Raw genomic sequence first — 25,580 nt, forward strand, 5'->3', positions numbered from 1 at the left:
AAGCTAACTTCTGTACGTGAAAGCGATCGGTAACTTCATTCTTTTTCTTGAGCCGTAAAAACCTGAGGGCTTTTCATTTTATGCATATAACTTAGTTAGCCTGTATAAAAAGAATGCCTTTCTCTGACGACTCCTCTAAACTTGTGCTCTGAACGCTTTAATTTTAGCATTGAATGATTCTGCAAATACATTCGTTTCCCTGTTTACGAAATAGTTGGGTCAATCCGAAAAAGGAATCAATGTAAAAAGTAGTAAAGTACTAAGGGAAAAGTGTAGAGGATTAGCTATGAAAACTTGTAGGAGTTAAGACAAATCTCTGTTCAAAGGTTGCGAATACATATTCACAGGCTTTGAACATATATTCACAAGCTTTGAATACATATTCTCAGCATTAGAATAAAGATTGGATATCTGATACGCTGAAGTCTAATAAAAAAGCCCTGCTTTTTCAAACAGGACTTTTGCTTCTTTCAAGAAAATATTTTAGCACTTGATATTCAGTTCATCCAATATCTTACGCATTGCTTCGAAGGTTGTGATTCTGGTGGGCACCAATGGGAGACGAAGTTTGTTCTCAATCATTCCCATTACATTCAGCATAGCCTTAACGCCGGCAGGATTGCCGTCAACGAACAGAAGCTTGAACAATTCGGCAAATTTATGGTGGATGGTCAATGCATTGGCATAGTCACCTTGTAAAGCCAGGCGTACCATGCGGCTGAATTCGCGTGGAAATGCATTTCCGATGACCGATATGATACCAACGGCCCCTAAGGTAATCAAAGGGAAGGTGATGCCGTCATCTCCCGAAATAACGTCAAAATTAGACGGTTTGTTTTTTATGATATCATCCATTTGGGTGATATCGCCGGAAGCTTCCTTAATGGCTATTACATTCTTGAAATCACGTGCTATGCGCAGAGTGGTTTCAGCTTTCATGTTAACTCCGGTACGCCCCGGAACATTATAAAGTACAATCGGTAGTTCAGTAGCTTCGGCAATAGCCTTATAGTGTTGGTATATACCTTCTTGTGAAGGTTTATTATAATATGGAACAACGGAAAGGATAGCATCCACTCCGGTGAAATCATCATTTTTCAGCGTTTCTACTATGGCGCGTGTGTTGTTTCCTCCTACACCGAGTAGGATAGGTATTTTTCCATTCACGCGCTCAATGACCATTCTTTTTATTTTCTGCTTTTCTTCTTCCGTCAGGGTCGGAGTTTCTGCAGTAGTACCCAATACGCATAAAAAGTCGGCATTATTTTGCAGCAAATAGTCCACCAAACGCATCAATGCATCGTAATCAACGCTTTCATCCTCTTTAAACGGAGTAATCAGCGCTACCCCCATTCCTTTCAATCTTGTCTGTATCATGAGTATTATTCAGTAATCTCTAATTAAATGACTCGCAAAAGTACGATTTTTTTCGATTTACCCTACAAATATAAGCTATAAAAAAGCTTTTTGTAGAAATTTGTTATGATATCAAGGTCAAAAACTCATCTTCGCTCATAATTTTCACTCCCAGTTTTTGGGCTTTTTCCAATTTGGCAGGTCCCATATTCTCACCTGCCAGTATGAAACTGGTCTTGGCAGAAATACTGCCAACATTCTTGCCTCCATTCTTTTCAATGAGTTCTTTGTATTCGTCACGGGAATGATGGGTGAATACGCCACTGATTACGATGGACTGCCCTGTCAATTTGTCGGTGTATCCGCTTAAATCCTCTTCTTTCCGAAAAAGTTGCAACCCGGCTGCTTTCAATCGTCCCACCAATTCCCGGTTGAATGGGTTGGAGAAATAAGTTATAATGCTTTGCGCTATTTTTTCACCGATTTCATCGATGTTTTTCAGATTTTCAAGATCTGTATTAATCAACTCTTCAATGTCTGTGAACGACTTGGCTATTTTCTTGGCTACGGTTTCTCCCACAAAACGAATGCCTAATGCAAAGAGAACCCGTTCAAAAGGAACCTCTTTACTTGCCGCGATTCCATTTATAATATTCTCTGCGGATTTTTCCCCCATGCGATCCAGATTCTTGATATCATCTGCCTTGAGATCGTATAAGTCCGCAGTATCCTTTATTAAGCCTAATCGATAAAACATATCTACCGTTTCGGGTCCCAGCCCGTCTATATTCATGGCTTTACGGCTGATGAAATGCTCTATTCTGCCTTTTATTTGGGGAGGACAAGCTGTTTCATTAGGGCAATAATGTGCCGCTTCTCCTTCGTAGCGTATGAGTCTGTTGCCGCATTCGGGACAATGGGTGATGAATCTCACTTTTTCTCCCAGCAACATACCTCGTGCATTTTTGTCAACGCCGGTGATTTTCGGAATGATTTCCCCACCTTTCTCTACATAAACCATATCTCCGATATGCAGATCAAGCCCTTCAATGATATCCGCATTATGCAAAGAGGCTCTTTTTACGACCGTACCTGACAGTTGCACCGGATCCAGATTGGCAACCGGGGTAACGGCACCGGTACGTCCCACCTGATAACTAACCTTATTTAAGCGAGTTAACGCCCGTTCTGCCTGAAATTTATAGGCAATGGCCCAACGGGGAGATTTTGCGGTGAAACCGAGGTTTTTCTGTTGTCTCAAACTGTTGACTTTCAAAACGATGCCATCTGTTGCTACTGGTAGGTTCTTGCGTTCGGTATCCCAATAATTTATATACTCAAAGACCTCTTCCAGGCTACTTGCCTTTTTTGTGTGCTCTGATATCTTGAATCCCCAGCTGCCTGCCATTTGTAAGTTTTCATAGTGACCGTCACAAGGCAATTCTTCCCCCAACAGATAATACAGGTAGGCATCCAGCTTACGTGAGGCGACAACTGCCGAATTCTGGGATTTCAATGTACCGGAAGCTGCATTGCGGGGATTGGCAAACAAGGGTTCTTCACGGGCTTCTCTTTCCCGGTTCAGCATTTCAAAAGACTCCCACGGCATTAATATTTCGCCTCTGATTTCAAATGACCGGGGATAATTTCCATGGAGTACAAGCGGTATTGTCCGGATCGTCTTTACATTGTCTGTAACGTCATCTCCTTTTTCACCATCTCCCCGGGTGACGGCGCGTATCAGTTTACCGTCTTCGTAAGTCAAAGAGATGGAAGTCCCGTCATATTTCAGTTCACAACAGATCTCAAAGTCCTCATTCAAGGTTTTCTTTACCCGGTCATAAAAATCTGTCACCTCATTTTCAGAATAAGTGTTTCCCAATGAAAGCATAGGATATTTATGCGCCACTTGCGTGAAGTTTTTGTTCAGGTCACTGCCTACACGCATTGTCGGTGAATTTTCATCTTGATATTCAGGATGTTCCTTCTCCAAATTCTGGAGCTCATGCATCTTGTCATCAAATTCTTTGTCGGATATTTCGGGAGCATTCAGCACATAATAATTGTAGTTGTGCTGATGGAGTTCGGCACGGAGCCGGTCTATCTTTTCTTTAGCAGTCATAACGTTTCGGATTGTTTGGGCGCAAAAATACAGGTTTATCCCCGAATATTTGTGCTTTTGTTGCACGAAAATAGGTTAGGTTTTGGTAAAAACAAAATAATCTTTTGCTTTTACTCTCAACTTGCACTACTTTTGCGGAAAATTAAAGTTTTATGCGTATTGATATCATCACAGTTTTACCGGAAATGATTGAAGGCTTTTTCAATTGTTCCATTATGAAACGTGCTCAAAATAAAGGGCTTGCAGAAATATATATTCACAATCTCCGAGATTACACGGAGGACAAGTATCGCCGTGTGGATGATTATCCCTTTGGTGGATTTGCCGGAATGGTCATGAAAATAGAACCGATTGAGCGTTGTATCAATGCTCTGAAGGCACAACGGGATTATGATGAAGTGATTTTCACTACCCCTGATGGTGAACAGTTCAGCCAACCGATGGCCAATACATTGTCCCTTGCACAAAATCTTATTATTCTCTGCGGGCATTTCAAGGGGATTGATTACCGTATCCGCGAACACCTCATCACGAAGGAAATCAGTATTGGCGATTATGTGCTTACAGGCGGTGAACTGGCTGCAGCCGTTATGGCGGATGCCATTGTGCGCATCATACCGGGGGTTATATCAGATGAGCAATCCGCTCTTTCCGATTCTTTCCAGGATAATTTATTGGCGGCTCCGGTCTATACTAGGCCGGCAGATTACAAAGGATGGAAGGTTCCGGATATTTTACTATCCGGCCATGAGGCCAAGATAAAGGAATGGGAGTTGCAGCAGTCATTGGAAAGAACCCGTAAGTTGCGTCCGGATTTGCTGGAAGAATAAAATTATCAATGTAAATAAAAAGAAAAAGGACATTCATAATAGAATGTCCTTTTTTATGAAATCAGATTGCGAATGGCAATCTTTTGTTTTTAGTTATAACTCCAGTGCACCGATTATGTCTGTTACAGACCTGTATCCATGTCTGTCAAGATAGTCATTGATACCTTCTGTCACCTTTACGGTAACTGTAGGATCAATGAAATTTGCAGTGCCTATCTGGATGGCCGAGGCTCCGGCGAGCATGAATTCTACTGCATCTTTCCAATCCATGATACCTCCTAACCCTATGACGGGTATTTTTACCGCTTTAGCTACTTGCCATACCATGCGCAATGCAATGGGCTTCACGGCTGCACCCGACATTCCTCCTGTAACCGTAGAAAGAATCGGGCGTCTGCGTTCTGCGTCTATGGCCATTCCAAGCAGGGTGTTGATTAGGGACACGCTGTCTGCACCACCATTTTCTGCTGCCCGGGCTATTTCGGTAATGTCGGTCACGTTGGGTGATAACTTTACGATAAGTGTCTTTTTGTAAACTGAGCGCACGGCTTTAACCACCTCTTCGGCTCCTTTGGCTGTGACGCCGAATGCCATTCCACCTTGCTTGACATTGGGGCAGGATATGTTCAACTCTATGGCAGGAATTTTGTCAAGTTCATTAATGATTGCAGCAGTTTCCGCATAATCTTCAATGGCAGATCCCGATACATTTACAATCATATTGGTTTGGACGTCTTTGATGCGGGGATAGATATGTTCAACAAAGTAATGTACACCTTTATTTTGCAGTCCCACAGCGTTTAACATACCTGATGGAGTCTCTGCCATACGCGGATACGGGTTGCCTTCACGTTTGTGAAGAGTAGTTCCCTTTACAATTATACCGCCTATTCGCGATATGTCTATGAAATCGGCAAATTCTTCACCATATCCAAATGTTCCGGATGCCGTCATGACCGGATTCTTCATTTGTAATTCACCAATCTTTACACTTAAATCTGCCATAATAGTTTGTTTATATTAAAAACCGGACCTTCTTTACATACACATAAATGACCTTCTGTCGTATTTTCCACACAGCATAAGCATGCACCTATACCACATGCCATCATGTTTTCCAAAGACACTTCGCAATTTATTCCTTTACTTTTGGCATATTTGGCTACAGCCATCATCATGGGTTTCGGACCACATGTATATATATGTTCGAAATTTACCTTATCTAATATGGAGTGCTGGGTTACGTAGCCTTTCTCTCCGTGGCTGCCATCTTCTGTTGTAGTATATACTTCGCCATAAGCTGCAAATTGCTCCAATTGCAGTAAATCCTTGTCGCTTCTTGCTCCGAGCAAGAAAATCGGTTTGCTGCCCCTTTTCGCCAATTGCTCACCTAGATATAGCATTGGGGCAGTACCTACGCCTCCGCCTACCAATAAAAGCTTGTCTGAGGGATTTTCAGGCATTGTGAAACTGTTTCCCAATGGAAGTACCACATTGATAATGTCGCCTTTATTCGCTTCTCCTAAACGCTTTGTTCCGTCGCCTACGAGCTGGATGAGGAACCATACCTCATTCCGTTGCCTGTCAATGTAATTAATGGAAATAGGGCGACGCAAGAAAGTAGTTGGAGAACCATCCACGCGGAGTTCTGCAAATTGTCCCGGCAACATTTCCGGAAGTGGAGACGGAGAAGTCAGTTTCAGCAATACATAGTTTGTATGCAAGCGGACATTCTCGGTCACTGTCAGGTCTAAAATGTATTTTTTCATATTGTTTATAAAGAGGGATGTTTATCTTTCGGCTACAAAGATAGTGCAAACCGGATACAAAACTCCAAGCTTGCTTGAAAAGTTTTGTTGGGATGCCGCCACCTTCCAAAGTATGACATCAATTTCTCAATTTTCGGGTTTGAATGTTTCGTAGGTGTTATCATCAAAAAAGATTCTTATTTCAGTTATTTTTCTAGGAGGTCTTTCTTTGTAGATAATCTCTTGTTTTACAATTTCTTTAACCTGTTTTTGGGGCGTTTCTAACGCAATTTCCTTGCGATTTTCAGTTTCTCCCGTCCCTTCGGACAAATTTTCGGGATTCTCGGCGAATAGAGGGTAGTCAAATCCTCCGTTTTCGGTTGAATCGGAATCGTTGCTCATATTGCCTTTTCCGGTGAGTAGCCATTCAAGGTTTATATCATCGTACCGTTGATGCAATCGGAGGATTACTTCGGTACTTGGATATTTGTTGCGAGGACCTAAGATATGGGAAATCGTAGCTTGAGCCACTCCAATGCTTTCGGCAAAAGCACCGGCAGTCAATTTTTCCCGATCCATAACCATTTTGAATCTGTCTTTTATACTCATAGCAAGTGTTATTACAATTGTACTTATTTTACATTTGATTACAAAAGTAAAAAAACAAAATCACAATCGCAAATTATAAATGTAAAACATGAAATATTACAAAAGTATACATAGTATTACATGTGTTACATATACAAATGTCATATTGCAAAATTTCCTATTTTACAATCGATATACCAACTTTAATAAAATTCAATAATTAACTGATTATCAACAGATACGCCATTATACATTTTCCGTTTTTTATGAAATATTACATTTGTTTTGCCTGTTGTCGACCTATATTTTAAACATTAATCAAACAAAATCATATATATATCTGATATAGATTGAATTATTGTTATAATCTGCCCGTGTTAAGCCTGCTACATATACTTTTGTAAAATGGCAAATTATTATTGGAAATAGACGTATTTACAATTGTATACAATCTTGCATTATTACTTTAGGAAAGTATATTTGTTATGCGATTAATATTGTAATATTCAATATTTACTTTAGTAAATATTGATAGTTGATTAATGCAACTATATTATACCTGCCATGTTTTACCATGACATAAAAGTCTTCTATAGGAAAGAAAATCTGCAACATGAATGAAGGTCATGAATTCCTTTTTCTTGTTTCACCTAAGGAATTCTAAAATCCTTGCTTTATTTCCGTATGAAGGGTCGGATGAATGAAAATAAGCGATTCTAAGAGGGTTAAAATCGATATATTTATCTGTATTATAATAGGTTACACCTATTTTAAAGGTTAAGTATATCAGCTGAAATAGAAAAAGGGGGATAAAATCCCCCTAATCATGACAAAATGATACGAAAGTATCCATTTTATGTTTTTTCCATTTGAATAGGATTTGGCTTATAAAGAGCTAATGCAAGATTTTAAAGACAAGTTCCCTAAGTATGTCTCCATCGTTTAAGGATGAGTTTCCTACCCCTTTAGACTTGGCATCTGCATATCTGATTTCTCCGATTATTTGCATCGTTTTTACGCCGCTATAGCGGCGCATGGCGCTTAGGTATTCGCGAGACTGCCACGGGCTTTTTAGGCCCAAGAAATTGGCAATACCCTGCTCAGATTTTTCTGGTGCATAATATGCCAACATTAGATTGGAGAAGAAACCAAAAAGTAAAGATAAAGTCATCTGAATAGGATTCGTTTTGGGATTTTCTTCAAAATATTTTATTATTTTATTGGCCTTTAAAACATCCTTTTCCACTATGGCTCCACGAAGTTCAAAGTTATTGTAATCTTTACTGATGCCGATATTCCGCTCTATCTGCTCCGGAGTGATACGTGTCTGACCTTTTGGAAGTGTTATGATCAGTTTTTCCAGCTCTCCGGTCAGTCTGCTGAGGTCAGTTCCTACAAAATCCGCAAGCATGGAAGTAGCTTTAGGTTCAAGATCCACACCTTTGCGTTTCATGTACGAGGTGATGAATGCAGGCAACTGGGCATCCTTTATTTTTTTAGATTCGAACAAGACGCCAACTTTCTCTATTTCGGCAGCCAATTTCTTTCTTCTATCCAGTACGCCATGTTTATGGCATATTACCAGAATGGTCGAATTCAGAGGTCTTTGCAGATAGTAAGACAATTCATCCATGTTACGGATGGACTGTGCTTCCTTGACGACAACAACCTGATGCTCGGACATCATCGGATAGCGTTTGGCTGCATTGATGACGGTAGCTATATCTACATCCGCCCCATACACTATGCTCAAGTTAAATTCCTTCTCAGTATCGGTGAGGACATTGTCAGCGATATAGTCTGCAATGAGGTCAATATAATACGCTTCCTCGCCCATCAGATAATAGACCGGACGGTATTGTTTGGCTCTCAATTCTTTAAGTATGTCGTCACATGTTATTTCTTGTTTTGCCATATAGAAAAATTAGGTGTTTGTTGATGAATGTGTCTGTCCTGCTGTTGCAAAAACAGCGTATCACCAGTCAAACTTCAAGTGTTTTACAGTCTTTTTCTCATCAATAATCATACGCAGGGAGGCAATTCCGATTTCAACATGCTCATTTACATAGTTTTGGGTAACTATATTGTCACTTTTATCGGTTTTTACGCCTTCAGGAATCATGGGCTGGTCGGAAACCAGCAGCAAGGCTCCGGTCGGGATATGATTGGCAAAACCGCAGCTGAATAAGGTAGCGGTTTCCATATCGACGGCCATGGCACGGGTTTTCTTGAGATATTCCTTGAAGGTTTCATCATGTTCCCAAATCCGGCGGTTGGTGGTATATACCGTACCAGTCCAGTAATCGCGGGCATAATCACGGATGGCGGAAGAAACCGCACGTTGCAGCATAAAAGCAGGAAGTGAGGGCACTTCGGGCGGGAAATAGTCATTGGAAGTACCTTCGCCGCGGATGGCGGCAATAGGAAGGATAAGATCCCCTATTCTATTTTTCTTGTCTATGCCGCCGCACTTGCCCAAAAACAGGCATGCTTTGGGATTAATGGCGCTGAGCAAGTCCATGATAATGGCAGCATTGGGGCTTCCCATACCGAAATTGATAATTGTCATTCCTTCTGCGCTGGCAGATATCATATTGGCGTCTTTGCCGAGGATGGGAACATTGAACTTTTCTGCGAAAATCTCTACGTACTTGTTGAAGTTGGTCAACAGGATATACTCTCCAAAATCTTCCAGGTTACGTTTTGTGTAACGGGGCAGCCAATTAGCTACGATTTCTTCTTTTGTTTTCATAAGATTTCATTAAATTTGTGTTCCCAAAAGGCGGGAACCATTATTTAACTTACAAATGTAGTAAATGTTATCATTAAACCTACCAGCATTCGATGCTAAAATTGCCGCAAGGAATGGAAAAAATGTTATTTTCGATGTAATACGTCGTCGATATGTCGCACTGACTCCGGAAGAATGGGTGCGGCAACACTTTGTTCACTTTCTTATCGCCCATAAGGGATATCCACAAGCATTGATGGCAAACGAAGTGCAGGTGCAACTGAACAATACCAGGAAACGTTGTGATACGGTACTCTACCGCCGTGACCTCACTGCCCGTATGATAGTGGAATACAAAGCTCCCGAAATTGAAATCACACAGAAAGTTTTCGACCAGATAACCCGTTACAATATGGTGTTGAGAGTGGATTATCTCATCGTCAGCAACGGGTTACAGCATTATTGCTGCCGAATGGATTACGAACGCAATACATACGCTTTTCTGCATGACATACCCGAATACCGGAGCCTATAGGAGAGAACTGCCCTTCTTACTGCTGAACTTCTCCTGCAACTTCTGCATCAATTCGTAGAAATTCGGGATATAGACCGTGGCGAGCAAGGTATTCAGCGCCATACCGAATACTACGGCGGCTCCCAGTGCAATACGGCTTCCCGCTCCTGCCCCTGTGGCAAACAACAACGGCATTACACCGAGCACAAAAGCCAACGATGTCATTAGAATCGGACGTAAACGAATATGGCCTGCCTGGAATGCAGCGTCACGGATGGAGTTGCCCTGCGCACGGAAATCGCGTGCAAACTCTACAATCAAGATACCATTCTTGGCAGAAAGGGCTACGAGCAGAATAATACCGATTTGAGTATAAATGCTGACAGGTGTTCCCATGGCATAACACCCCAGCATGGCACCGAGCAGAGCTACCGGAAGCCCCATAACCGCTGCAACCGGGCTAGTCCAGCTTTCGTATTGGGCTGCAAGTACCAGGAAGGCAACGAGCAATGCCATGACGAATACTATAGTCGTGGTAGTACCTGCCTGCGTTTCTTGATAGGCTACGGATGTCCATTCATAGCCGAATTCATTCCCAAGTTGAGCTTTTATCAGGCTTTCCATCTGTTTGATAGCTTCGCCGGAACTGCTGCCTGGCGCCACGTTGCAGGTGATGGCTGCCGTGGAATACATGTTATACCGGTTAATCTGGTCCATACCCAATTGCTCGTCCACATGGGTGAAGGAAGAAAAAGGAACCATCTCCCCCGAAGCATTCGGCACACTCAGCTTCAGCACATCATCTATGACCCGCTGGGCATTATCACCTGCTCCTAATTTTACTTGGTAGATATGACCGAATTGTACGTAATCGTTAACGTATGCTTCTCCCATGTAATACCCCAAGGTTGTAAATACACTGTTTAGCGGGATACCCATCAGCTGTACTTTATCCCGGTCTATGTTCAGGAAATATTGCGGTACATTGGCTTGGTATTGGCTGCTGACGGATGCCAGGGCCGGATAGTTGCGGTAATTCTCCATCAGTGTCCCGACGGCCTGCTGCATTTCAGTAGCCCCCAGGTTGTGACGGTCCTCCAATTGCAGTTGCAGTCCTCCGGTAGCTCCCAGACCGGGGATGGCAGGCGGAACCATGGCGAATATTTCAGCCTCCTGAATGCTGTATGCTTCCATATTGAATCGTTGTACAACGGATGCCGCCGTATGTTTCTTGCCTTTACGCTCATCCCAGTTCTTCAAGACGATGAAGTACGTGGCGGCATTGCTTTGCTCTCCGCCTCCCATGATAGAAAATCCGGATATGCCGATGTAGTCTTTTACTTCGGGATAACCGTCAAGAATGGCATTGATCTGCTTTCCTACATCTTGCGTGCGTTCCAGGCTGGATGCGGGAGGCAGCTGTGCCACTGCAAGAAAATATCCGTCATCTTCTTCGGGAATGAAGGTGGACGGCCATTTCGCAAACAGCAGGACAGCAATCAGTGTAAAGACTGCGTAAGATATGATTGCGGCAGAGGGGCGTTTGAGAAGGTAACTTACCATTTTGTCATATACTCCCTGTGTCTTGTCATACAAGTGGTTGAATCCTTTATACAGGAGGAACTTGGAAGGCTTGGTGGGTTGAAGCATCAAGGCGCAGAGTGCAGGAGTCAATGTCAGTGAATTGAAGCCGCTTAATATGGTACTGGCGGCAATGGTCAATGCGAACTGCTTGTACAGCTGTCCCGAAATTCCGCTGACCAGAGTGGTAGGTATGAATACTGCCAGAAGTACCAATACTACCCCCACGATAGGTCCGGTAATCTCTCCCATCGCTTCCGTGACGGCTTGGCGGGCAGTGTATCGGCCGGTGTCGAGCAGTCGTGTGGAATTCTCCACCACTACGATGGCATCATCCACAACAATGGCCACGGCAAGTATCAGTCCGAACAACGTCAAAGTGTTGATGGAAAAGCCGAACAGCGCCATGACAGCCAGTGTACCGATAAGCGATACGGGAATGGTGATGCAAGGAATGACGACCGCCCTCCAGTTCTGCAGGAAAAGGAAGATGACAAGGACCACCAGCAGGGTCGTTTCAAGGAACGTCACCATCACTTCGTCTATGGAAGCATGGATGACGTCCGTGGTATCCAGTGTTACATTGTACTGTATGCCTGCGGGGAAATTCTGCGAGAGTTCCTGCATCTTGGCTTTGACACCTTTGGATACATCCAGTGAATTACTGCCCGGTTGCTGATAAATGGCAATGGCAGCGGTAGGTTTTCCATTCAGTTGGGAAACAACACTGTAGGATGCGGATCCCAAGTCGATATGGGCTACATCACGCAGGCGGAGCACTCTCCCTCCTGCTTCGGTGCGCAGGATGATATTGCCGAATTCTTCAGGCGAAGTAAGGCGTCCTTTGACTGTCAGACTGTATTGATAGGAATTCTTGTTGCCTGCGCCGACAGGTTGCCCCACATTTCCGGCACTGACTTCCACATTCTGCGTCTGGATAGCCTGGTAAACATCCGCCGGTGAGAGGTTGCGGATACGCATGGCGGCAGGGTCGAGCCAGACGCGCATGGAGTAGTCCCCCGCCCCCATTACATTGACGGCCCCCACACCGCGCACACGTGTCAGCTGGTCCACAAGATTCAGTTTGGCATAGTTGCTGAGGTAAAGTCCGTCATAGTCTTTGTTGTCGGACTTCATAGTCAGGAACATCACGATGTTGCTTGATTTTTTCTGTACTGTAACCCCCTGCACCACTACCGGAGCCGGCAGTGAACTTTGTGCCACACTGACACGGTTTTGCACTTGTACGGTAGCCATGTCGATGTCTGTTCCTACAGCAAATGTAATTGTCAGCGAGTATGCACCCGATGAGGATGAATTGGAAGACATGTATAGCATGCCGTCCACTCCGTTTACTTGCCGTTCGATGGGGATACCGACAGTTTGTGCCACAGTCTGCGCATTTGCTCCGGGATATACGGCACTGACCTGTACGGTGGGCGGCGTGATTTCCGGATATTGCGCAATAGGCAGGATTCCCAATGTGACCAATCCCGCCACGACAATAAGCAACGCCAGTACGGTGGCAAATATGGGACGGTCTATAAAGAATTTAGAGAACATAGTTAGTTGATATTTAGTTGTTTAGTAAATAAAGTAAGCATCACTTGAAGATGGGCGAAACTTTCATCCCCTCCCTTACTTTCATCAATGCCTTGGTGACGTAGCGTTCCTGGGGAGAAAGCCCTTGTATGACTTGGCGCAGGCTGTCACCTACCAGTTGTCCCGTTTCAATGTGGCGGTAGCGTACGATATCCGAATCATTGACTATATATACGTATTTTCCAAGCTGGTCCGTACCGATGGATGCGTCAGGTATCAAGACAGCCTGTTTCTGTTCTCCGTACGGCAAGGTGATGCTGACGTACAAACCGCTTTTCAGTAATCCTTCGGGATTGTCCAGACGGGCACGGATGTTCAGCGTTCCGGTATTCAAGTCCACATTGGGCGATAAGTAATCCAAAGTGGCGGGATAACTGAGTGCGCCGTCTTTTCCCAAGCTGACGGTTACTTTCCGGGGAATGCTGTCCCCTCCTTGCATCAGCATGGAAAGCCACTGGTTATCGGCTACGTTGAAATAGCTGTACAAGCGGTCATCCTTATAGATGGTAGCCAGGGGGACCGGCTGCACGCCGCCGCTGACGTAGCCGCCTGCATCGACAAGGTTACGACTTACAGTTCCGTCAAACGGGGCACGTACCGTACAGTAACTCAAGTTAGTACGTGCCGTGTTCAAGGCAGCTTCGGCATTGCTCACCGCAGCTTGCGAACCGGCTACATTCGATTTGGACTGCAATACTTGTATCTGGCTTACCGCATCCGTCTTTACGGCCTCCAGCATACGCGCATAGTTGTTCTGTGCATATTCCAGATTGGCACAGGCCGTTTTCAATGCGGCTTCTGCTTGCGACACATTATCTTGATATACAGTAGGCTCGATGACAAACAATACTTGCCCCTGGTGTACGCGGCTTCCCGGTGCATAGGCTACGGTCTGTAATGTGCCATTGACTCTGCCTACTAAATCTACGGTCTTTTCTGAAGTCAAGTATCCCGGATATTCTTTTGTCAGCGTGATGTCCTGTATGGATGGGCGGGCTACGCTTATTTCGGGAACAGACATGGTCCTCGCTGTTTCTTTCTTTTCCCCGCACCCCGCTAAAAGCGTGAGTATGAACAGGGTAACATACATTTGATTCTTCATATATGGTTCGGTTTAGTTTTTATTCTTCAGTTCTCATTCCCCTCCGTATCCTCCGCCCAATGCCCGGTATAAGGATATGAGATTCAGCAACGAACCTCCCCGGGCCTGTACCAACTGATTTTCGTAGCTCAATAGAGAGCGCAGCGCATCCAGTACATTCTGGAAAGGAGAAAGCCCCTGCTTGTAGAGGTCAAGAGAGAGTTTCAGCGTCTCCTCCCCCTGATTGCATACTTCACGCAGGGCGACAATTTGCTGTATCGAGTTACGGTAAGAATTCATGGCATTGTCTGTTTCCTGAACGGCTGTCAGTACAGTCTGGTTGAATTGATGGATGGACTCGTCCAGTTGGGCACGTGCCAGGCGGGTGGAGCTTACCAGCTTGGTACCGCTGAACAGGGTCCAGCTGATGCTCGGGGCTATCTCAAACGTCATGCTGCCACGTTTGGCAATATCTTTCATATCACGCGAGGAATAGCCTACGGAGCCTTTTAGGAACACTTGTGGCAACCAGTCGCTTTTGGAGGCGCCAAGTAAGGCAGCTTGTGCATTGACTTGCCGTCCGGCCTGCCGGATATCGGGACGGCGAAGCAGCAGGTCGGCAGGAATGCCCATGCCGACGGGCTCCATATAATCGGGAAGTTTTCCGGCCCGTTCCAGGACCGGACGGACATATTGGGGATAAGTGCCCAACAAGATGGCCAGTGCCGTGATGTATTGGTTTATTCCTGCTTCGAGTTGCGGTATAGACGCTTTGGTACTATAATATACGGATTTAGCCTGGGCTACATCCAGTTTGGACACCAGTCCCGTTTTGTAACGCGTTTCAGTGATACTGAGCACTGCTGCCTGGGTATTGCAGTTGTTGGCGACTACGCTCAGTTCTTGTTGCAATTCCCGCAGGTTGATATAGGCAGATGCCAACTGGGCGCAAAGGGAAATCATGACAGAGGTATATTCCTCCTTGCTTGCTGCAAAGTTCTCCCGTCGGGCCTTTACTCTCTGGCGGATACTGCCGAATACGTCAAGTTCCCAACTGGCGTTAAGCGAGGCACTATACGCTCCGGAGATGGATTGGGGCAAGTCGCTGACATTACCGCTGCTTTGCTGGCGTGTCCAGCCGCCATTGAGTGAAACGGCGGGAAAGAAGTTCCCGCGTTCTATCCGCAGATTGGCTTTGGCCATATCCATGCGGTCTATGGCGGAGAGTACGGAATAGTTCCGGGTAGATGCTACAGTGATGAGTGAATCCAGCATCGGGTCGTTAAAGGCCTTCCACCACTGGTCATCTACAGGCGGTATTTGTCCGCTGAACAGATTGTCTTCTTCTGGAATGGCATGGGAAAGGCCGGTCCCCCAGCCCTGCGGAAGCGGCTTCTCAAGATAACGGTCCGTTTTCTGTGCTATAGCCGCAGGGCACAGGCATACTATGAGCAACGCAGTGCTCCAAGATTTTATATTCATAAATAAAGGTTTAGGTGGTTATCTTTTTATGGGAGTGATAACAACCTAAACCTTTATTTGTTTATACTGATTCTTAGAAGGCGTATCCGAAACCTACATTCAAGTAGATGGGATACATAGCAAAGGTAATTGTTTTAAAATCTTTCTTGAAAACATCATTCAAGCCCCAGGTAAGATCAGCAAAAACATTCAGATGTTTGAAAGCACGCCAATCTACTCCGGCTTGTGCACCCCAGGCTATTTTACGCAGGTCGTCAGAGAAGTCATAAGTGGCAATGGCGCCATCGGAGAAGTTCACCTTTTCTCCAGTAGGATTTCCTTCACGTAAGTAACCTTCATATACATAGCCAGAAAACTCTTTATCCATTAAATAGGATACATACACTCCTAATTTGGCTCGTAGTCTTGAATTTATTTTATACGCACCGAGCAAAGGAATGGTAACATAAGCATTGCGTACTTTTGTTTGCACTCCTCCGGTCCAGTTTCCCTTTAGGCGATTGCCATCGTTTCCAATGATTTCCATACCATAGTTTTTTACGGTTGCTTTGGTAATCATATTCTTCGTTTCCAGTCTTACCCCGGTTATTACACCCCATTTCTTGGTGGTTCCTAACCACTTGATGGCATTTCCTTCCAACATAAAAGCCAAGGTAGGATTGTATGAGTCTATACTTCGTATTTCAACGGGTAAAGGCAAAGGAGAAGTACCGCCAATGCTGACCCCGGCTCTTATCTCATATTCCCATCCGTGCAAAGCTGCATTTATCAATGTCTGGTTTTGATTTTTTTGGGCGTACAGGGCCATTTGCATGCATCCTGCCAATAATATTATAGATGCTATTATCTTCTTTATCATATTCTGAATTTATAAAGTTCTTATTCGTAAATCAGTTCTACTTCGTCTATTAATAGCGTACTTCTCGGTGCACCTTCAAAAGTTGCCCCATCTTTACTTGAAGCAAAAATGATACCGATCTTATACTCACCGTTAGCAAGCTTGGTTTCATCTATTTTTTTTCCGTACCGTTGGTAGTCGAAAGGTATATCAAAGAATTCCCAATCATTAGTTTCATGCGGATTAGATACCAAAGCAAGGGCTACCATGCTTTCATGCTGATAATTTTCATTAGGCAGATTTCCATCCAATGTAACATCTATAGCTTTTCCGTCATTGTCATAGGCAACACCATCATAGAAGATAGCATAGATATTGTATATATCTTTCCGAGAAGTATATTCTCCGTTCTCATAAAATCTATCTCCTGCCTTGTACTTATAATACCCCGTTAGTCGTATGGGTTTATTATAGAAAGGTGTTCCGAAACGGGTGGCGCTTAATGGGCTGGTAATGGCATTCTGCATGTTGAAACTACCGATAAAAAGGTTGCCGGCAGCAATAGGCATTCCTACCATATTACCCAACGAGCCGGTGAGGCGTGTTTCTAATTTGACACATTTTCCCACTTTCCCATTCTCGTACTGTACAGTTGGATAATCGGCTGTTTTGGAATTACTTGCAGCCCAGTTAAATCCTTTGTTTCCACTAGCCCATGTCAGTTCTTCTTCATTCTGTTTTTCATAGAATTCATGATAATAAAGTTCTTTTTCAGGGTCATTTGTTGATGAAATGCCTTTTATGAGCCTTACATTTTCAAAATGAAATACTGTCGGAATATTACTTGCCTTCTGCTCTCTGACACTGATGGAATAAGTACGTTGCCATTTCTTGTCTGCTGAAGTTACAGTATAGAACACTGATGTTGTAAAATCCTGATTGCTTCCACTGGCCGGATTGATGGTAGCGCCTGGAGTGAGTTCAAACATAGGTGACAGATTTGTCACATCTGTCCCTTCCTTGACATTAATCTGTATAGGATAAGCGTTCAGAACTTCATCATAAGAAGGATTTAAATCTATATATGAATTCGCCAGAATATCAGTTTCAAAAGATATTCCTGTTATATCTGCTTCAGCATTTGGTGCTTCATCCTGTATGCACGATGTTATCAATATTCCCAGAAGCGAATAAAGTATGAATAACTTGTTTAGTCTCATGTTTCTATATTTAAATCTATTGTTTCTGATTGGCAAAACTACACCTTTTTTCTTTAATTATAGAGCTTTGTGAGTTTATTTAACAAAAAATCGGCAATAGATGTTTCACTATTGCCGATTTAAATATAAAAATGTTCTATTTTTAATCTTCCGATCCGATATGTACGATTTTTCTTTTGGCTCTTACCGGCTTTTCCTTCACGACTTCTACCTTCTGTTCGGGAGCTATGCCTGCCAATTCCGGGTCAATCATGATACGTCCGCAATATTCGCAAACAATGATTTTCTTACGGGAGCGGATATCCAGTTGTCTCTGGGGCGGAATTTTGTTGAAGCAACCGCCACAGGCGTCGCGTTGTACATATACGATACCCAACCCGTTGCGTGAGTTTTTGCGGATACGCTTGAAGGACTGGAGCAGACGCGGTTCAATTTTGGTTTCAAGCTCTTTTGCTTTGTCTCTCAGCTTTTCTTCTTCCTGTTTGGTTTCAGAGATAATCTCATCCAATTCGTTTTTCTTCACCTCAAGGTCTTTTTGTCTTTCTTCCAAAGCACTTGTGCTTTCGGCGACTTCCTTGGACTTTTCAGCCTCCTGTTCGGAAAATTCTCTGATACGCTTTTCGCACAATTCGATTTCCAAAGTCTGGAATTCAATTTCCTTGCTTAGGAAATCATATTCGCGGTTGTTGCGTACGTTTTCTTGTTGATCCTTATATTTTGCTACGGAAGCCTTTGATGTTTCAATTTCCACTTTCTTTCCTGCGATGGCGGATTTTAAATCGGCAACTTCTGTCTTGATTCTATCTATACGGGTGCTCAAACCTGCAATTTCGTCTTCCAAGTCTTGTACTTCCAACGGAAGCTCACCTCTTAAAGTCTTGATTTCATCAATTTTAGACAGCATAGTCTGCAACTGGAACAAAGCCTTTAACTTTTGCTCTACAGTCAATTCCTGGGGATCTTTTTTTGCTTCTTTAGCCATTTTATTTACATGTATTTTATGGGATTTGTATTCACTTTAGTCAATTGGACCGCAAAATTAGGAAATAAATCCCGGATTATAGTATAAAATATCTCTTTTGTATATTGTTCGCTTTCATAATGTCCTATCTCGGCCAATAGAATATCGCTTTCGTGCCCGAAATAGTCATGGTACTTGATTTCACCGGTAATGAAAACATCCGCGCGGTTCCTTATGGCAAGAGGCATCAGGAAAGCTCCGGCGCCACCACATAAGGCTACTGTCTGGATTTCGCGTCCGGTCAGTTTATTATGTCTGAGGCACTCTACCTCAAAAATTTTCTTGATACGTTTCAAGAATTCCGATTCAGTTTCAGGCGCTTCCAGTTCACCGATAACCCCTGCCCCAGCCTGCGACCAGGTATTCTGCAAAGGATAAATATCGAATGCGGGTTCTTCATAAGGATGTGCGGAGACCAATGCCTTGACTGCCCCGGCTTTCCTGTATGCAGGCAGTACAGTTTCAATACGCACCTCCTTTTCCGTGTGCAACTCACCAGTTTTTCCGCAGAAGGGATGTGTGCCTTCCTGGGCACGGAATGTCCCCTCGCCCTCTTGGTTATAGCTGCAAGAGTCATAATTGCCGATACAACCGCAACCTGCTGAAAATAAAGCCTTTCGCACTTCTTCCGCTTGGGCGGACGGTACGAAGGTCACCAGTTTTACCAATGCGTTCTCCTTGGCTTCCAGTACACGTACGTTTTTTAAGCCGATCTTTTCAGCGATTTTGAAGTTTACTCCCCCCGGGGCGTTATCCAGATTGGTATGGGCGGCATAAATGACGAGGTCGTTCTTGATGGCTTTCAAGATACAACGTTCTACATAATCTCTACCCGTAATGGATTTATACCCTTTAAAGATGAGGGGATGGTGTGCTATGACAAGGTTGAATCCTAACGCAATCGCTTCATCCAGCACGGCTTCAGTAACGTCAAGACACAACAAAGCCCCTGTTGCTTCCGCATCTGTCAATCCGATTTGCAGGCCGGCATTATCAAATCCGTCTTGCAATGGCAGAGGCGCGAACCGTTCAAGGGCGCTTACTATCTCTTTAATTTTCATTATAAAACAGAAAATTTGCGTGCAAATATAGTAAAAAGCCGTGAAATGGATCTATTTTTTTCATTCTTTTTATGAAAAACTCGGAAGTAACCGATATTTATTTTATCTTTGCCCTACACGATATAAAACGAAATAGTATGAAAACATTACTTGGCTTATTCTTCTTGTTCTTCTCATTTTTCCTGCTTTCCTGCCAGCAGTCCGGCCGTGCCCAAGCTGCCGGTGACGAAGGTGAGGAAGAGTGGATGGATACCACTCCGAAGGCTACCGCTATCTTTTGGATAGACAAGAGCAAGGATCCGTTGAAAAAAGAGTTCCCCCTTCCCATACGTAGTGTAAAAACCAAGGTGGATATTGATGCTGCGGGCAAAGTCAAGATATTATCCTATGTCAAGCCGCAGGACGGGAAAGTCAGAAAATACATCCAACATAGGATGAAAACGTTCCGTGTCTCTAAAATGATGCTGGACAGTGGTTTTGTAAAGACGGGCGAACAGTATGTACAGCTTCGGTATATGCCGGAAAAAATGCCGAAATAGTGTCAGTGTTCTTTTTTCTCCACGGAAATCGGTAATAATTTGCCGTATGCGTCAAATGATTTGCGGGAGGCCAGAGAAATTGTGATCATCAATGAAAGCATGGATGCCGTAAAAGTGATGACCATAATCATCATCTGATATTTGATGGCGACGTTCGGGCTGCTTCCCCCCAAGATTTGTCCGATCATTGTTCCCGGAAAAGCCACCAGTCCCATGACGGAAATATTGGCTATCAGCGGGCTGAATGCCTTGATAATGGCCTGGCGTATGAAAGGGGCTTGTGCCTCTGCCCTGGTAGCACCGTTGCCAAGCAGGTAACGGTACAATTGTTGTTCCCTTTTCAGTCCACTGTAATATGTGTTGAGGGCTATCACATTACTGGACAGCATATTTCCCATCAGTATGCCGAATATCGGAATGAAATACCGGGCACTGAATACGTTTTCCAATTGCAGGACTACTCCGATGAAATACATGCCTACGCATACCACACTGCATAGAAACCCCACGGAGATGGGAATGAGCAGTACTTTCCTTTTCAGCCCGGTACGTGCCAATGCTGTCTGCGAAGCTACAAAAATCATGACTATCACCCATAGGAAATTTATCCACGGATTATCCCATAGGAACAGGTATTTCAGGTAAATACCGATAAAGAAAAGTTGTACAATCATTCGTGCCGTACCGATAAGGGTGGCGCGCAGGAGTCCGGTTTTGAACTTCCAGATGTAAAACAGCGGTATCAGCAACAATAAGAGTCCGATTCCCAAACTAAAATATGATATGTCTATTGTTCCCAATCTTTTATATATTTATTCATGCGAACCGGCATTACATTCCGCAATCCCAGTGTTGCCTGCCATTCCGTAATTTGACACAAAGATAAGCATCAGCAAGGTTATTCCGTTGATGTTTGAACTGTTTTTTTTCGCATAAGTCTTTGTTGTTTATTTGTAGTTGCTAATTTAAATACCTGAAGTTCGCATTGTGATGTACCTGAATTTCCCGCCTGTCCGTATTTTTATGCCTACAAAACATGTATATTGCGTTCCTGATGCAAACTTACCTCTTTCTGCAAGGCTGTTTAAATGAGCAACAGCCTGCTTATTCTGTCGTTTCTTCCTCCGCGGAAGTAAGGAAAAGAAAGGCAACTATTAAATCGTTCCACCATAGAGAAAAAATCATTCCACCACGGTGGAACGATTTTTCTTCCGTGGTGGAATGATTTAATATCAGCATGCAAGCATACTAATCGAAAGGAGGAAAAATAGGAGAATATTCTATTTGATAAACATGAGTACCAGTAATGAAGCTGTCAGAATACATATCCCCAATATTATCAATGTCATCTTGGTACTGTAATTCAGCTCTGCCTTTTCTTTTCTTGCCGTTTGCTGTTGTATCTTTTTCATGTCTTCAGCTGTGGTATTTCGGGGTATATTGTTATGCCCTTTATACATTTTGTCTAAACGGCTGTCCAGGCGTTCCTTACGAAGGTTGCGTAAATCGCGGTTTTCCTTGTCACGCCGTATCATATCAAAAACAAATCCTGCAAAACTCATGATACCTGTTTTATAAATTTTATTGCATTCTAATGTGTTGGTCGCATCCGGAAGAGAATCCTTCGTCATGTGAAACGGCCAATATACTGCTTCCTTTTTCGGTTTGTTGCCGAAAAAAGGAAAGTACCTTCCCAGTGGAGTCCGGATCCAGGGCAGAAGTCGGTTCATCAACCATAATCAGAGGTTTCCCGATCATGGATGCTACGGCTATCATCATGCGTTGGCGCTGCCCGCCCGAAACTTCATTGACTCGCTTGTGATACAATTCCGGCTCAAGCCCCAACTCTTCAAAATAGGTAAATAGCAGGGACTCGGAAAAAGGACTCTCCCGGTTGGCTTTCAGACCGAAGGGTAACTGTACCATATCCTTCACCCACTCCAGAGGCAATGCCAGTTCTTGTGGAATCCATGCTGTCTGTTTACGGATCATATCCACGCTTCCTTTTTCCAGCAAGATGCCGTTCAGTGTGATGCTCCCTTCTTTCAAGGGCGTGAAACCCAATACCGCATTCAACAAGGATGTTTTTCCACACCCCGAAGGGCCGGAAATGCTTGCAATCTCTCCCCGGTTCAGATGCAGGCTGAATCCTGAAAAAAGTACATGATTGCCATAGGCGATACAGGCATTTTCTATTTGGAGCATGTCGTTTCTTTAATTTATCTTGGACAAAGATATAGAAAAAAATATTTGTACTATCTTTGTCTCACTAATTAATTCAGAGAACTATGATACAGAACGAACGTGATTGCCGCCATGAACATGTACTGGATGTGGCAAGGCAAATGTTGACCGCTGCACGTACAGCTCCTAAAGGCAAGGGTGTGGATATCATTGAAGCAGCATTGGTTACTGGTGAAGACATAAAGAAGCTGGCCGAGAAAATGGTTGCCATGGTTGAAGAACATGGCATGAAGTTTTTTCTGCGGGATGCGGACAATATCTTGCAGTCCGAATGTGTAGTTATAATAGGTACGCGCGAGCAAGCCCAGGGCTTGAACTGTGGGCATTGCGGTTTCTCCACTTGCGCCGGGCGGACCGACGGGGTCCCGTGCGCCTTGAATACCATTGATGTGGGTATCGCCATCGGTTCGGCCTGTGCCATGGCAGCCGATATGCGTGTAGATACCCGTGTCATGTTCTCGGCGGGGCTTGCCGCCCAACGTCTGGACTGGCTGAAAGGCTGTAAGAATGTGTTTGCCATACCGGTCAGCGCATCTTCCAAGAATCCGTTTTTTGACCGTAAACCGAAAGAAAAAGAATAACCGGACTGATTATGGGAATTATCGTCGGACTCCCGATGGGGGGAGCTACAGAGAAAGATTACCAAGTGCGCTTTGGCAAGAACATGACCGTACAGGTGGAGATGCGCGCTCCCCTGCTGCCTGCCGAGTGGGCGCTTCAGAGTGGCGTACAATTGACTTGGCCCCATGCCGGAACCGATTGGGCATATATGCTGGATGAAGTGCAGGAATGTTTCGTGGCTATTGCCCGTGAAATAGCCTTGCGTGAAAAACTGCTTGTCGTAACTCCGGAACCGGAAGATGTGAAGCGGCAAATTGCGGCTGTGGTCAATATGGATAATGTGCGTTTCTTCAAGTGCGGGACAAATGATACCTGGGCGCGCGATCATGGAGCCATAACCATGTTGGATGCCGAAGGCCCTTCCCTGCTCGATTTTAAGTTCAACGGATGGGGACTGAAATTCGCTTCTGACAAAGACAATCTGATTACACGGCATGCCGTGGAAGCCGGCATGTTGCAAGGACGCTACACAAACCGCCTGGGTTTTGTCCTTGAAGGCGGCTCCATTGAAAGTGATGGCATGGGTACGCTGCTCACCACCTCCGAGTGTCTTCTCTCTCCTAACCGCAACGGGCAGATGAACCGGGTGGAGATAGAAGAATACCTCCGTTCCGTTTTCCACCTGGAGCGTGTGCTTTGGTTGGATCACGGCTATTTGGCAGGAGATGACACAGATAGCCACATCGATACTCTTGCCCGTTTTTGTTCGCCGAATACCATTGCATACGTACAATGTACTGATGTGCGGGACGAACATTATGGGGAACTTCACAAAATGGAAGAGCAGCTTAAGACTTTCCGTACGCTGGACGGTGAGCCCTACCGCTTGCTGGCCTTGCCTATGGCTGACAGAATAGAGGAAGACGGAGAACGCCTCCCGGCTACATACGCCAATTTCCTGATCATGAATGATGCTGTGCTCTATCCTACTTATGGGCAGCCGGAAAACGATGCACGTGCCAAGGAGGTATTGCATGAGGCCTTTCCGGATCATGAGATTGTAGGCATCGATTGCAGGGCCTTGATCAGACAGCATGGCTCGCTGCATTGTGTGACCATGCAATATCCTGTGGGAATATTATAATATTCAGCACTCCGTGCAAAATTAAGTCGTAAAACAGTAAATATTTTGATGATGAGAAAAATAAAAGTCGGTATTGTTCAACAAGCCAATACGTCCGACCTTCGGACCAACCTCATGAACCTGGCCAAGAGCATTGAAGCCTGTGCCGCCCATGGGGCGCAACTGGTGGTATTGCAGGAACTGCACAACTCCCTGTACTTCTGTCAAACGGAAAATACACAGTTGTTTGATCTGGCGGAACCTATTCCCGGCCCTTCTACCGGATTTTATTCGGAATTGGCCGCGGCCAACAATATTGTGCTGGTTACTTCCTTGTTCGAGAAACGTGCACCGGGCCTGTACCATAATACAGCCGTAGTTTTCGAACGTGACGGAAGCATTGCCGGAAAATACAGGAAGATGCATATTCCGGATGATCCCGCCTATTATGAAAAATTCTATTTTACTCCCGGTGATATAGGTTTTGAACCTATCCAGACATCTCTGGGTAAATTAGGAGTATTGGTGTGCTGGGACCAGTGGTATCCGGAAGCCGCTCGTCTGATGGCGTTGAAAGGTGCGGAATTATTGATTTATCCTACTGCCATCGGTTGGGAAAGCACCGATACGGATGACGAGAAGGCACGCCAGCTCAATGCCTGGATAATTTCACAGCGCGGCCATGCCGTGGCTAACGGATTACCGGTGATATCAGTCAATCGTGTGGGGCATGAACCGGACCCATCCATGCAGACTAACGGTATCTTATTCTGGGGAAACAGTTTTGTTGCCGGACCTCAAGGTGAGTTTTTGGCACAAGCAGGAAATGACCGTCCGGAAAACATCGTAGTGGAAATAGATTTGGAACGTTCGGAAAACGTACGCCGTTGGTGGCCGTTCTTGCGCGACCGCAGGATAGATGCATACGACGGACTGACGAAACGCTTTCTGGATTAGCAAAAGGTGAACTTCTTGTTCATCAGGAAGTTCACTCCTCCATATACAAATAATCCCAGGAACTGGGCCAGATACTCGTCACAATCCAGTCCTTCCACCAATCCGATAAGGAAGGTGAACTGTGCTCCGTATGCCATTCCGAAAGCTATGGAAAAGAGCAGCACTTGTTGCCAAGTGTTGCTCTTCTTTTTTGAAGGGAATATCCAATACTTGCACCAGATGAAGTTGTGAATCTGTGCAAGTATGTAAGCAGTTACATTGGAAAGCATGTAATTGATATCCAATTCATCCATCATTACCCAGACGGTAGCGGCCATGATCAAGGCATTGAGTGTACCGATTACTGCAAAACGGAAAATGCGTGTGGACTCTTTCACTCTT

General features: G+C 44.4%; 24 protein-coding genes and 1 pseudogene. 6 read left to right on the forward strand and 19 right to left on the reverse strand.

Going from position 1 to position 25,580, the window contains the following annotated elements; genetic code table 11:
- Positions 1 to 78 precede the first annotated feature (78 nt).
- The 3 genes and pseudogenes from HMPREF9446_RS19420 to ligA form a co-directional block, all read right to left on the reverse strand.
- Positions 79 to 216 (reverse strand): annotated as a pseudogene (locus HMPREF9446_RS19420) (ISAon1 family transposase); the annotation flags it as partial.
- A 267-nt stretch (positions 217 to 483) separates the two neighbouring features.
- Complete coding sequence (gene dapA, locus HMPREF9446_RS00140) at positions 484 to 1,377, reverse strand: 4-hydroxy-tetrahydrodipicolinate synthase (protein ID WP_009123412.1); 894 nt, start codon at positions 1,375 to 1,377, stop codon at positions 484 to 486.
- A gap of 103 nt (positions 1,378 to 1,480) precedes the next feature.
- Positions 1,481 to 3,478 carry an NAD-dependent DNA ligase LigA gene (gene ligA / locus HMPREF9446_RS00145; protein ID WP_009123413.1) on the reverse strand — a complete coding sequence of 666 codons (1,998 nt, stop codon included), beginning with the start codon at positions 3,476 to 3,478 and terminating at the stop codon, positions 1,481 to 1,483.
- 152 nt (positions 3,479 to 3,630) lie between these two features.
- Between ligA and trmD the strand changes: the two genes are divergently transcribed.
- Complete coding sequence (trmD, locus tag HMPREF9446_RS00150) at positions 3,631 to 4,308, forward strand: tRNA (guanosine(37)-N1)-methyltransferase TrmD (RefSeq protein WP_009123414.1); 678 nt, start codon at positions 3,631 to 3,633, stop codon at positions 4,306 to 4,308.
- Between the two features lie 93 nt (positions 4,309 to 4,401).
- Here trmD and HMPREF9446_RS00155 read toward each other — a convergent pair whose 3' ends face one another.
- The 5 genes from HMPREF9446_RS00155 to HMPREF9446_RS00175 form a co-directional block, all read right to left on the reverse strand.
- The gene (locus HMPREF9446_RS00155; protein WP_009123415.1) at positions 4,402 to 5,313 is read right to left on the reverse strand and encodes a dihydroorotate dehydrogenase; all 912 of its coding nucleotides are present in this window, start codon (positions 5,311 to 5,313) and stop codon (positions 4,402 to 4,404) included.
- On the reverse strand, positions 5,301 to 6,077 hold the full coding sequence (locus HMPREF9446_RS00160) for a dihydroorotate dehydrogenase electron transfer subunit (RefSeq protein ID WP_009123416.1): 777 nt from the start codon (positions 6,075 to 6,077) through the stop codon (positions 5,301 to 5,303). The genes HMPREF9446_RS00155 and HMPREF9446_RS00160 overlap by 13 nt, the downstream gene beginning before the upstream one ends.
- 126 nt (positions 6,078 to 6,203) lie before the next feature.
- On the reverse strand, positions 6,204 to 6,665 hold the full coding sequence (locus HMPREF9446_RS00165) for a helix-turn-helix domain-containing protein (protein WP_009123417.1): 462 nt from the start codon (positions 6,663 to 6,665) through the stop codon (positions 6,204 to 6,206).
- An 874-nt stretch (positions 6,666 to 7,539) separates the two neighbouring features.
- A complete protein-coding gene (gene holA, locus HMPREF9446_RS00170) occupies positions 7,540 to 8,559 on the reverse strand; it encodes a DNA polymerase III subunit delta (RefSeq protein ID WP_009123418.1) in 1,020 nt (339 codons plus the stop codon).
- 60 nt (positions 8,560 to 8,619) lie between these two features.
- Positions 8,620 to 9,396, reverse strand: coding sequence for an AMP nucleosidase (locus HMPREF9446_RS00175; protein ID WP_009123419.1), 777 nt, complete (start codon positions 9,394 to 9,396; stop codon positions 8,620 to 8,622).
- Positions 9,397 to 9,460: 64 nt separating this feature from the next.
- Between HMPREF9446_RS00175 and HMPREF9446_RS00180 the strand changes: the two genes are divergently transcribed.
- Positions 9,461 to 9,910 carry a type I restriction enzyme HsdR N-terminal domain-containing protein gene (locus tag HMPREF9446_RS00180; protein ID WP_009123420.1) on the forward strand — a complete coding sequence of 150 codons (450 nt, stop codon included), beginning with the start codon at positions 9,461 to 9,463 and terminating at the stop codon, positions 9,908 to 9,910.
- Here the strand turns inward: HMPREF9446_RS00180 and HMPREF9446_RS00185 are convergent.
- The 7 genes from HMPREF9446_RS00185 to HMPREF9446_RS00215 all read right to left on the reverse strand — a co-directional run bounded on the left by HMPREF9446_RS00185 (position 9,905) and on the right by HMPREF9446_RS00215 (position 19,775).
- Positions 9,905 to 13,033 carry an efflux RND transporter permease subunit gene (locus HMPREF9446_RS00185; RefSeq protein ID WP_009123421.1) on the reverse strand — a complete coding sequence of 1,043 codons (3,129 nt, stop codon included), beginning with the start codon at positions 13,031 to 13,033 and terminating at the stop codon, positions 9,905 to 9,907. The two genes, HMPREF9446_RS00180 and HMPREF9446_RS00185, sit on opposite strands and share 6 nt — an antisense overlap.
- A 40-nt stretch (positions 13,034 to 13,073) precedes the next feature.
- Positions 13,074 to 14,174 carry an efflux RND transporter periplasmic adaptor subunit gene (locus HMPREF9446_RS00190; protein ID WP_009123422.1) on the reverse strand — a complete coding sequence of 367 codons (1,101 nt, stop codon included), beginning with the start codon at positions 14,172 to 14,174 and terminating at the stop codon, positions 13,074 to 13,076.
- A 33-nt stretch (positions 14,175 to 14,207) separates the two neighbouring features.
- Positions 14,208 to 15,635, reverse strand: a complete 1,428-nt coding sequence (locus tag HMPREF9446_RS00195) for an efflux transporter outer membrane subunit (protein ID WP_009123423.1) — start codon at positions 15,633 to 15,635, stop codon at positions 14,208 to 14,210.
- A gap of 73 nt (positions 15,636 to 15,708) precedes the next feature.
- Positions 15,709 to 16,494, reverse strand: coding sequence for a porin family protein (locus tag HMPREF9446_RS00200; RefSeq protein ID WP_009123424.1), 786 nt, complete (start codon positions 16,492 to 16,494; stop codon positions 15,709 to 15,711).
- Between the two features lie 20 nt (positions 16,495 to 16,514).
- Complete coding sequence (locus HMPREF9446_RS00205; protein WP_009123425.1) at positions 16,515 to 17,693, reverse strand: PCMD domain-containing protein; 1,179 nt, start codon at positions 17,691 to 17,693, stop codon at positions 16,515 to 16,517.
- Positions 17,694 to 17,835: 142 nt separating this feature from the next.
- On the reverse strand, positions 17,836 to 18,675 hold the full coding sequence (locus tag HMPREF9446_RS00210; protein WP_009123426.1) for a zinc ribbon domain-containing protein: 840 nt from the start codon (positions 18,673 to 18,675) through the stop codon (positions 17,836 to 17,838).
- 5 nt (positions 18,676 to 18,680) lie between these two features.
- Positions 18,681 to 19,775, reverse strand: a complete 1,095-nt coding sequence (locus tag HMPREF9446_RS00215; RefSeq protein WP_009123427.1) for a Nif3-like dinuclear metal center hexameric protein — start codon at positions 19,773 to 19,775, stop codon at positions 18,681 to 18,683.
- Between the two features lie 137 nt (positions 19,776 to 19,912).
- On the opposite strand from HMPREF9446_RS00215, the gene HMPREF9446_RS00220 reads away from it, so the two are divergent.
- Complete coding sequence (locus HMPREF9446_RS00220; RefSeq protein WP_039968157.1) at positions 19,913 to 20,314, forward strand: DUF4891 domain-containing protein; 402 nt, start codon at positions 19,913 to 19,915, stop codon at positions 20,312 to 20,314.
- Positions 20,315 to 20,316: 2 nt separating this feature from the next.
- On the opposite strand, the gene HMPREF9446_RS00225 is transcribed toward HMPREF9446_RS00220, so the two are convergent.
- The 3 genes from HMPREF9446_RS00225 to HMPREF9446_RS00235 all read right to left on the reverse strand — a co-directional run bounded on the left by HMPREF9446_RS00225 (position 20,317) and on the right by HMPREF9446_RS00235 (position 22,519).
- Positions 20,317 to 21,114 (reverse strand): ABC transporter permease, encoded by a 798-nt coding sequence (locus HMPREF9446_RS00225; RefSeq protein ID WP_039968153.1) that lies wholly within the window; start codon positions 21,112 to 21,114, stop codon positions 20,317 to 20,319.
- Positions 21,115 to 21,594: 480 nt separating this feature from the next.
- Positions 21,595 to 21,876, reverse strand: a complete 282-nt coding sequence (locus HMPREF9446_RS00230; RefSeq protein ID WP_009123431.1) for a hypothetical protein — start codon at positions 21,874 to 21,876, stop codon at positions 21,595 to 21,597.
- A gap of 19 nt (positions 21,877 to 21,895) precedes the next feature.
- The gene (locus HMPREF9446_RS00235; protein ID WP_009123432.1) at positions 21,896 to 22,519 is read right to left on the reverse strand and encodes an ABC transporter ATP-binding protein; all 624 of its coding nucleotides are present in this window, start codon (positions 22,517 to 22,519) and stop codon (positions 21,896 to 21,898) included.
- Positions 22,520 to 22,602: 83 nt separating this feature from the next.
- On the opposite strand from HMPREF9446_RS00235, the gene HMPREF9446_RS00240 reads away from it, so the two are divergent.
- The 3 genes from HMPREF9446_RS00240 to HMPREF9446_RS00250 are packed head-to-tail and all read left to right on the forward strand — an operon-like array spanning position 22,603 to position 25,199.
- Complete coding sequence (locus HMPREF9446_RS00240; RefSeq protein WP_009123433.1) at positions 22,603 to 23,139, forward strand: ferredoxin domain-containing protein; 537 nt, start codon at positions 22,603 to 22,605, stop codon at positions 23,137 to 23,139.
- Between the two features lie 11 nt (positions 23,140 to 23,150).
- On the forward strand, positions 23,151 to 24,263 hold the full coding sequence (locus HMPREF9446_RS00245; protein ID WP_009123434.1) for an agmatine deiminase family protein: 1,113 nt from the start codon (positions 23,151 to 23,153) through the stop codon (positions 24,261 to 24,263).
- A gap of 51 nt (positions 24,264 to 24,314) precedes the next feature.
- On the forward strand, positions 24,315 to 25,199 hold the full coding sequence (locus HMPREF9446_RS00250; protein WP_039968154.1) for a carbon-nitrogen hydrolase: 885 nt from the start codon (positions 24,315 to 24,317) through the stop codon (positions 25,197 to 25,199).
- Here the strand turns inward: HMPREF9446_RS00250 and HMPREF9446_RS00255 are convergent.
- Positions 25,196 to 25,576 carry a GtrA family protein gene (locus tag HMPREF9446_RS00255; protein ID WP_009123436.1) on the reverse strand — a complete coding sequence of 127 codons (381 nt, stop codon included), beginning with the start codon at positions 25,574 to 25,576 and terminating at the stop codon, positions 25,196 to 25,198. The two genes, HMPREF9446_RS00250 and HMPREF9446_RS00255, sit on opposite strands and share 4 nt — an antisense overlap.
- Between the last annotated feature and the right edge of the window lie 4 nt (positions 25,577 to 25,580).

This window comes from Bacteroides fluxus YIT 12057 (assembly GCF_000195635.1).
Classification (GTDB): domain Bacteria; phylum Bacteroidota; class Bacteroidia; order Bacteroidales; family Bacteroidaceae; genus Bacteroides; species Bacteroides fluxus.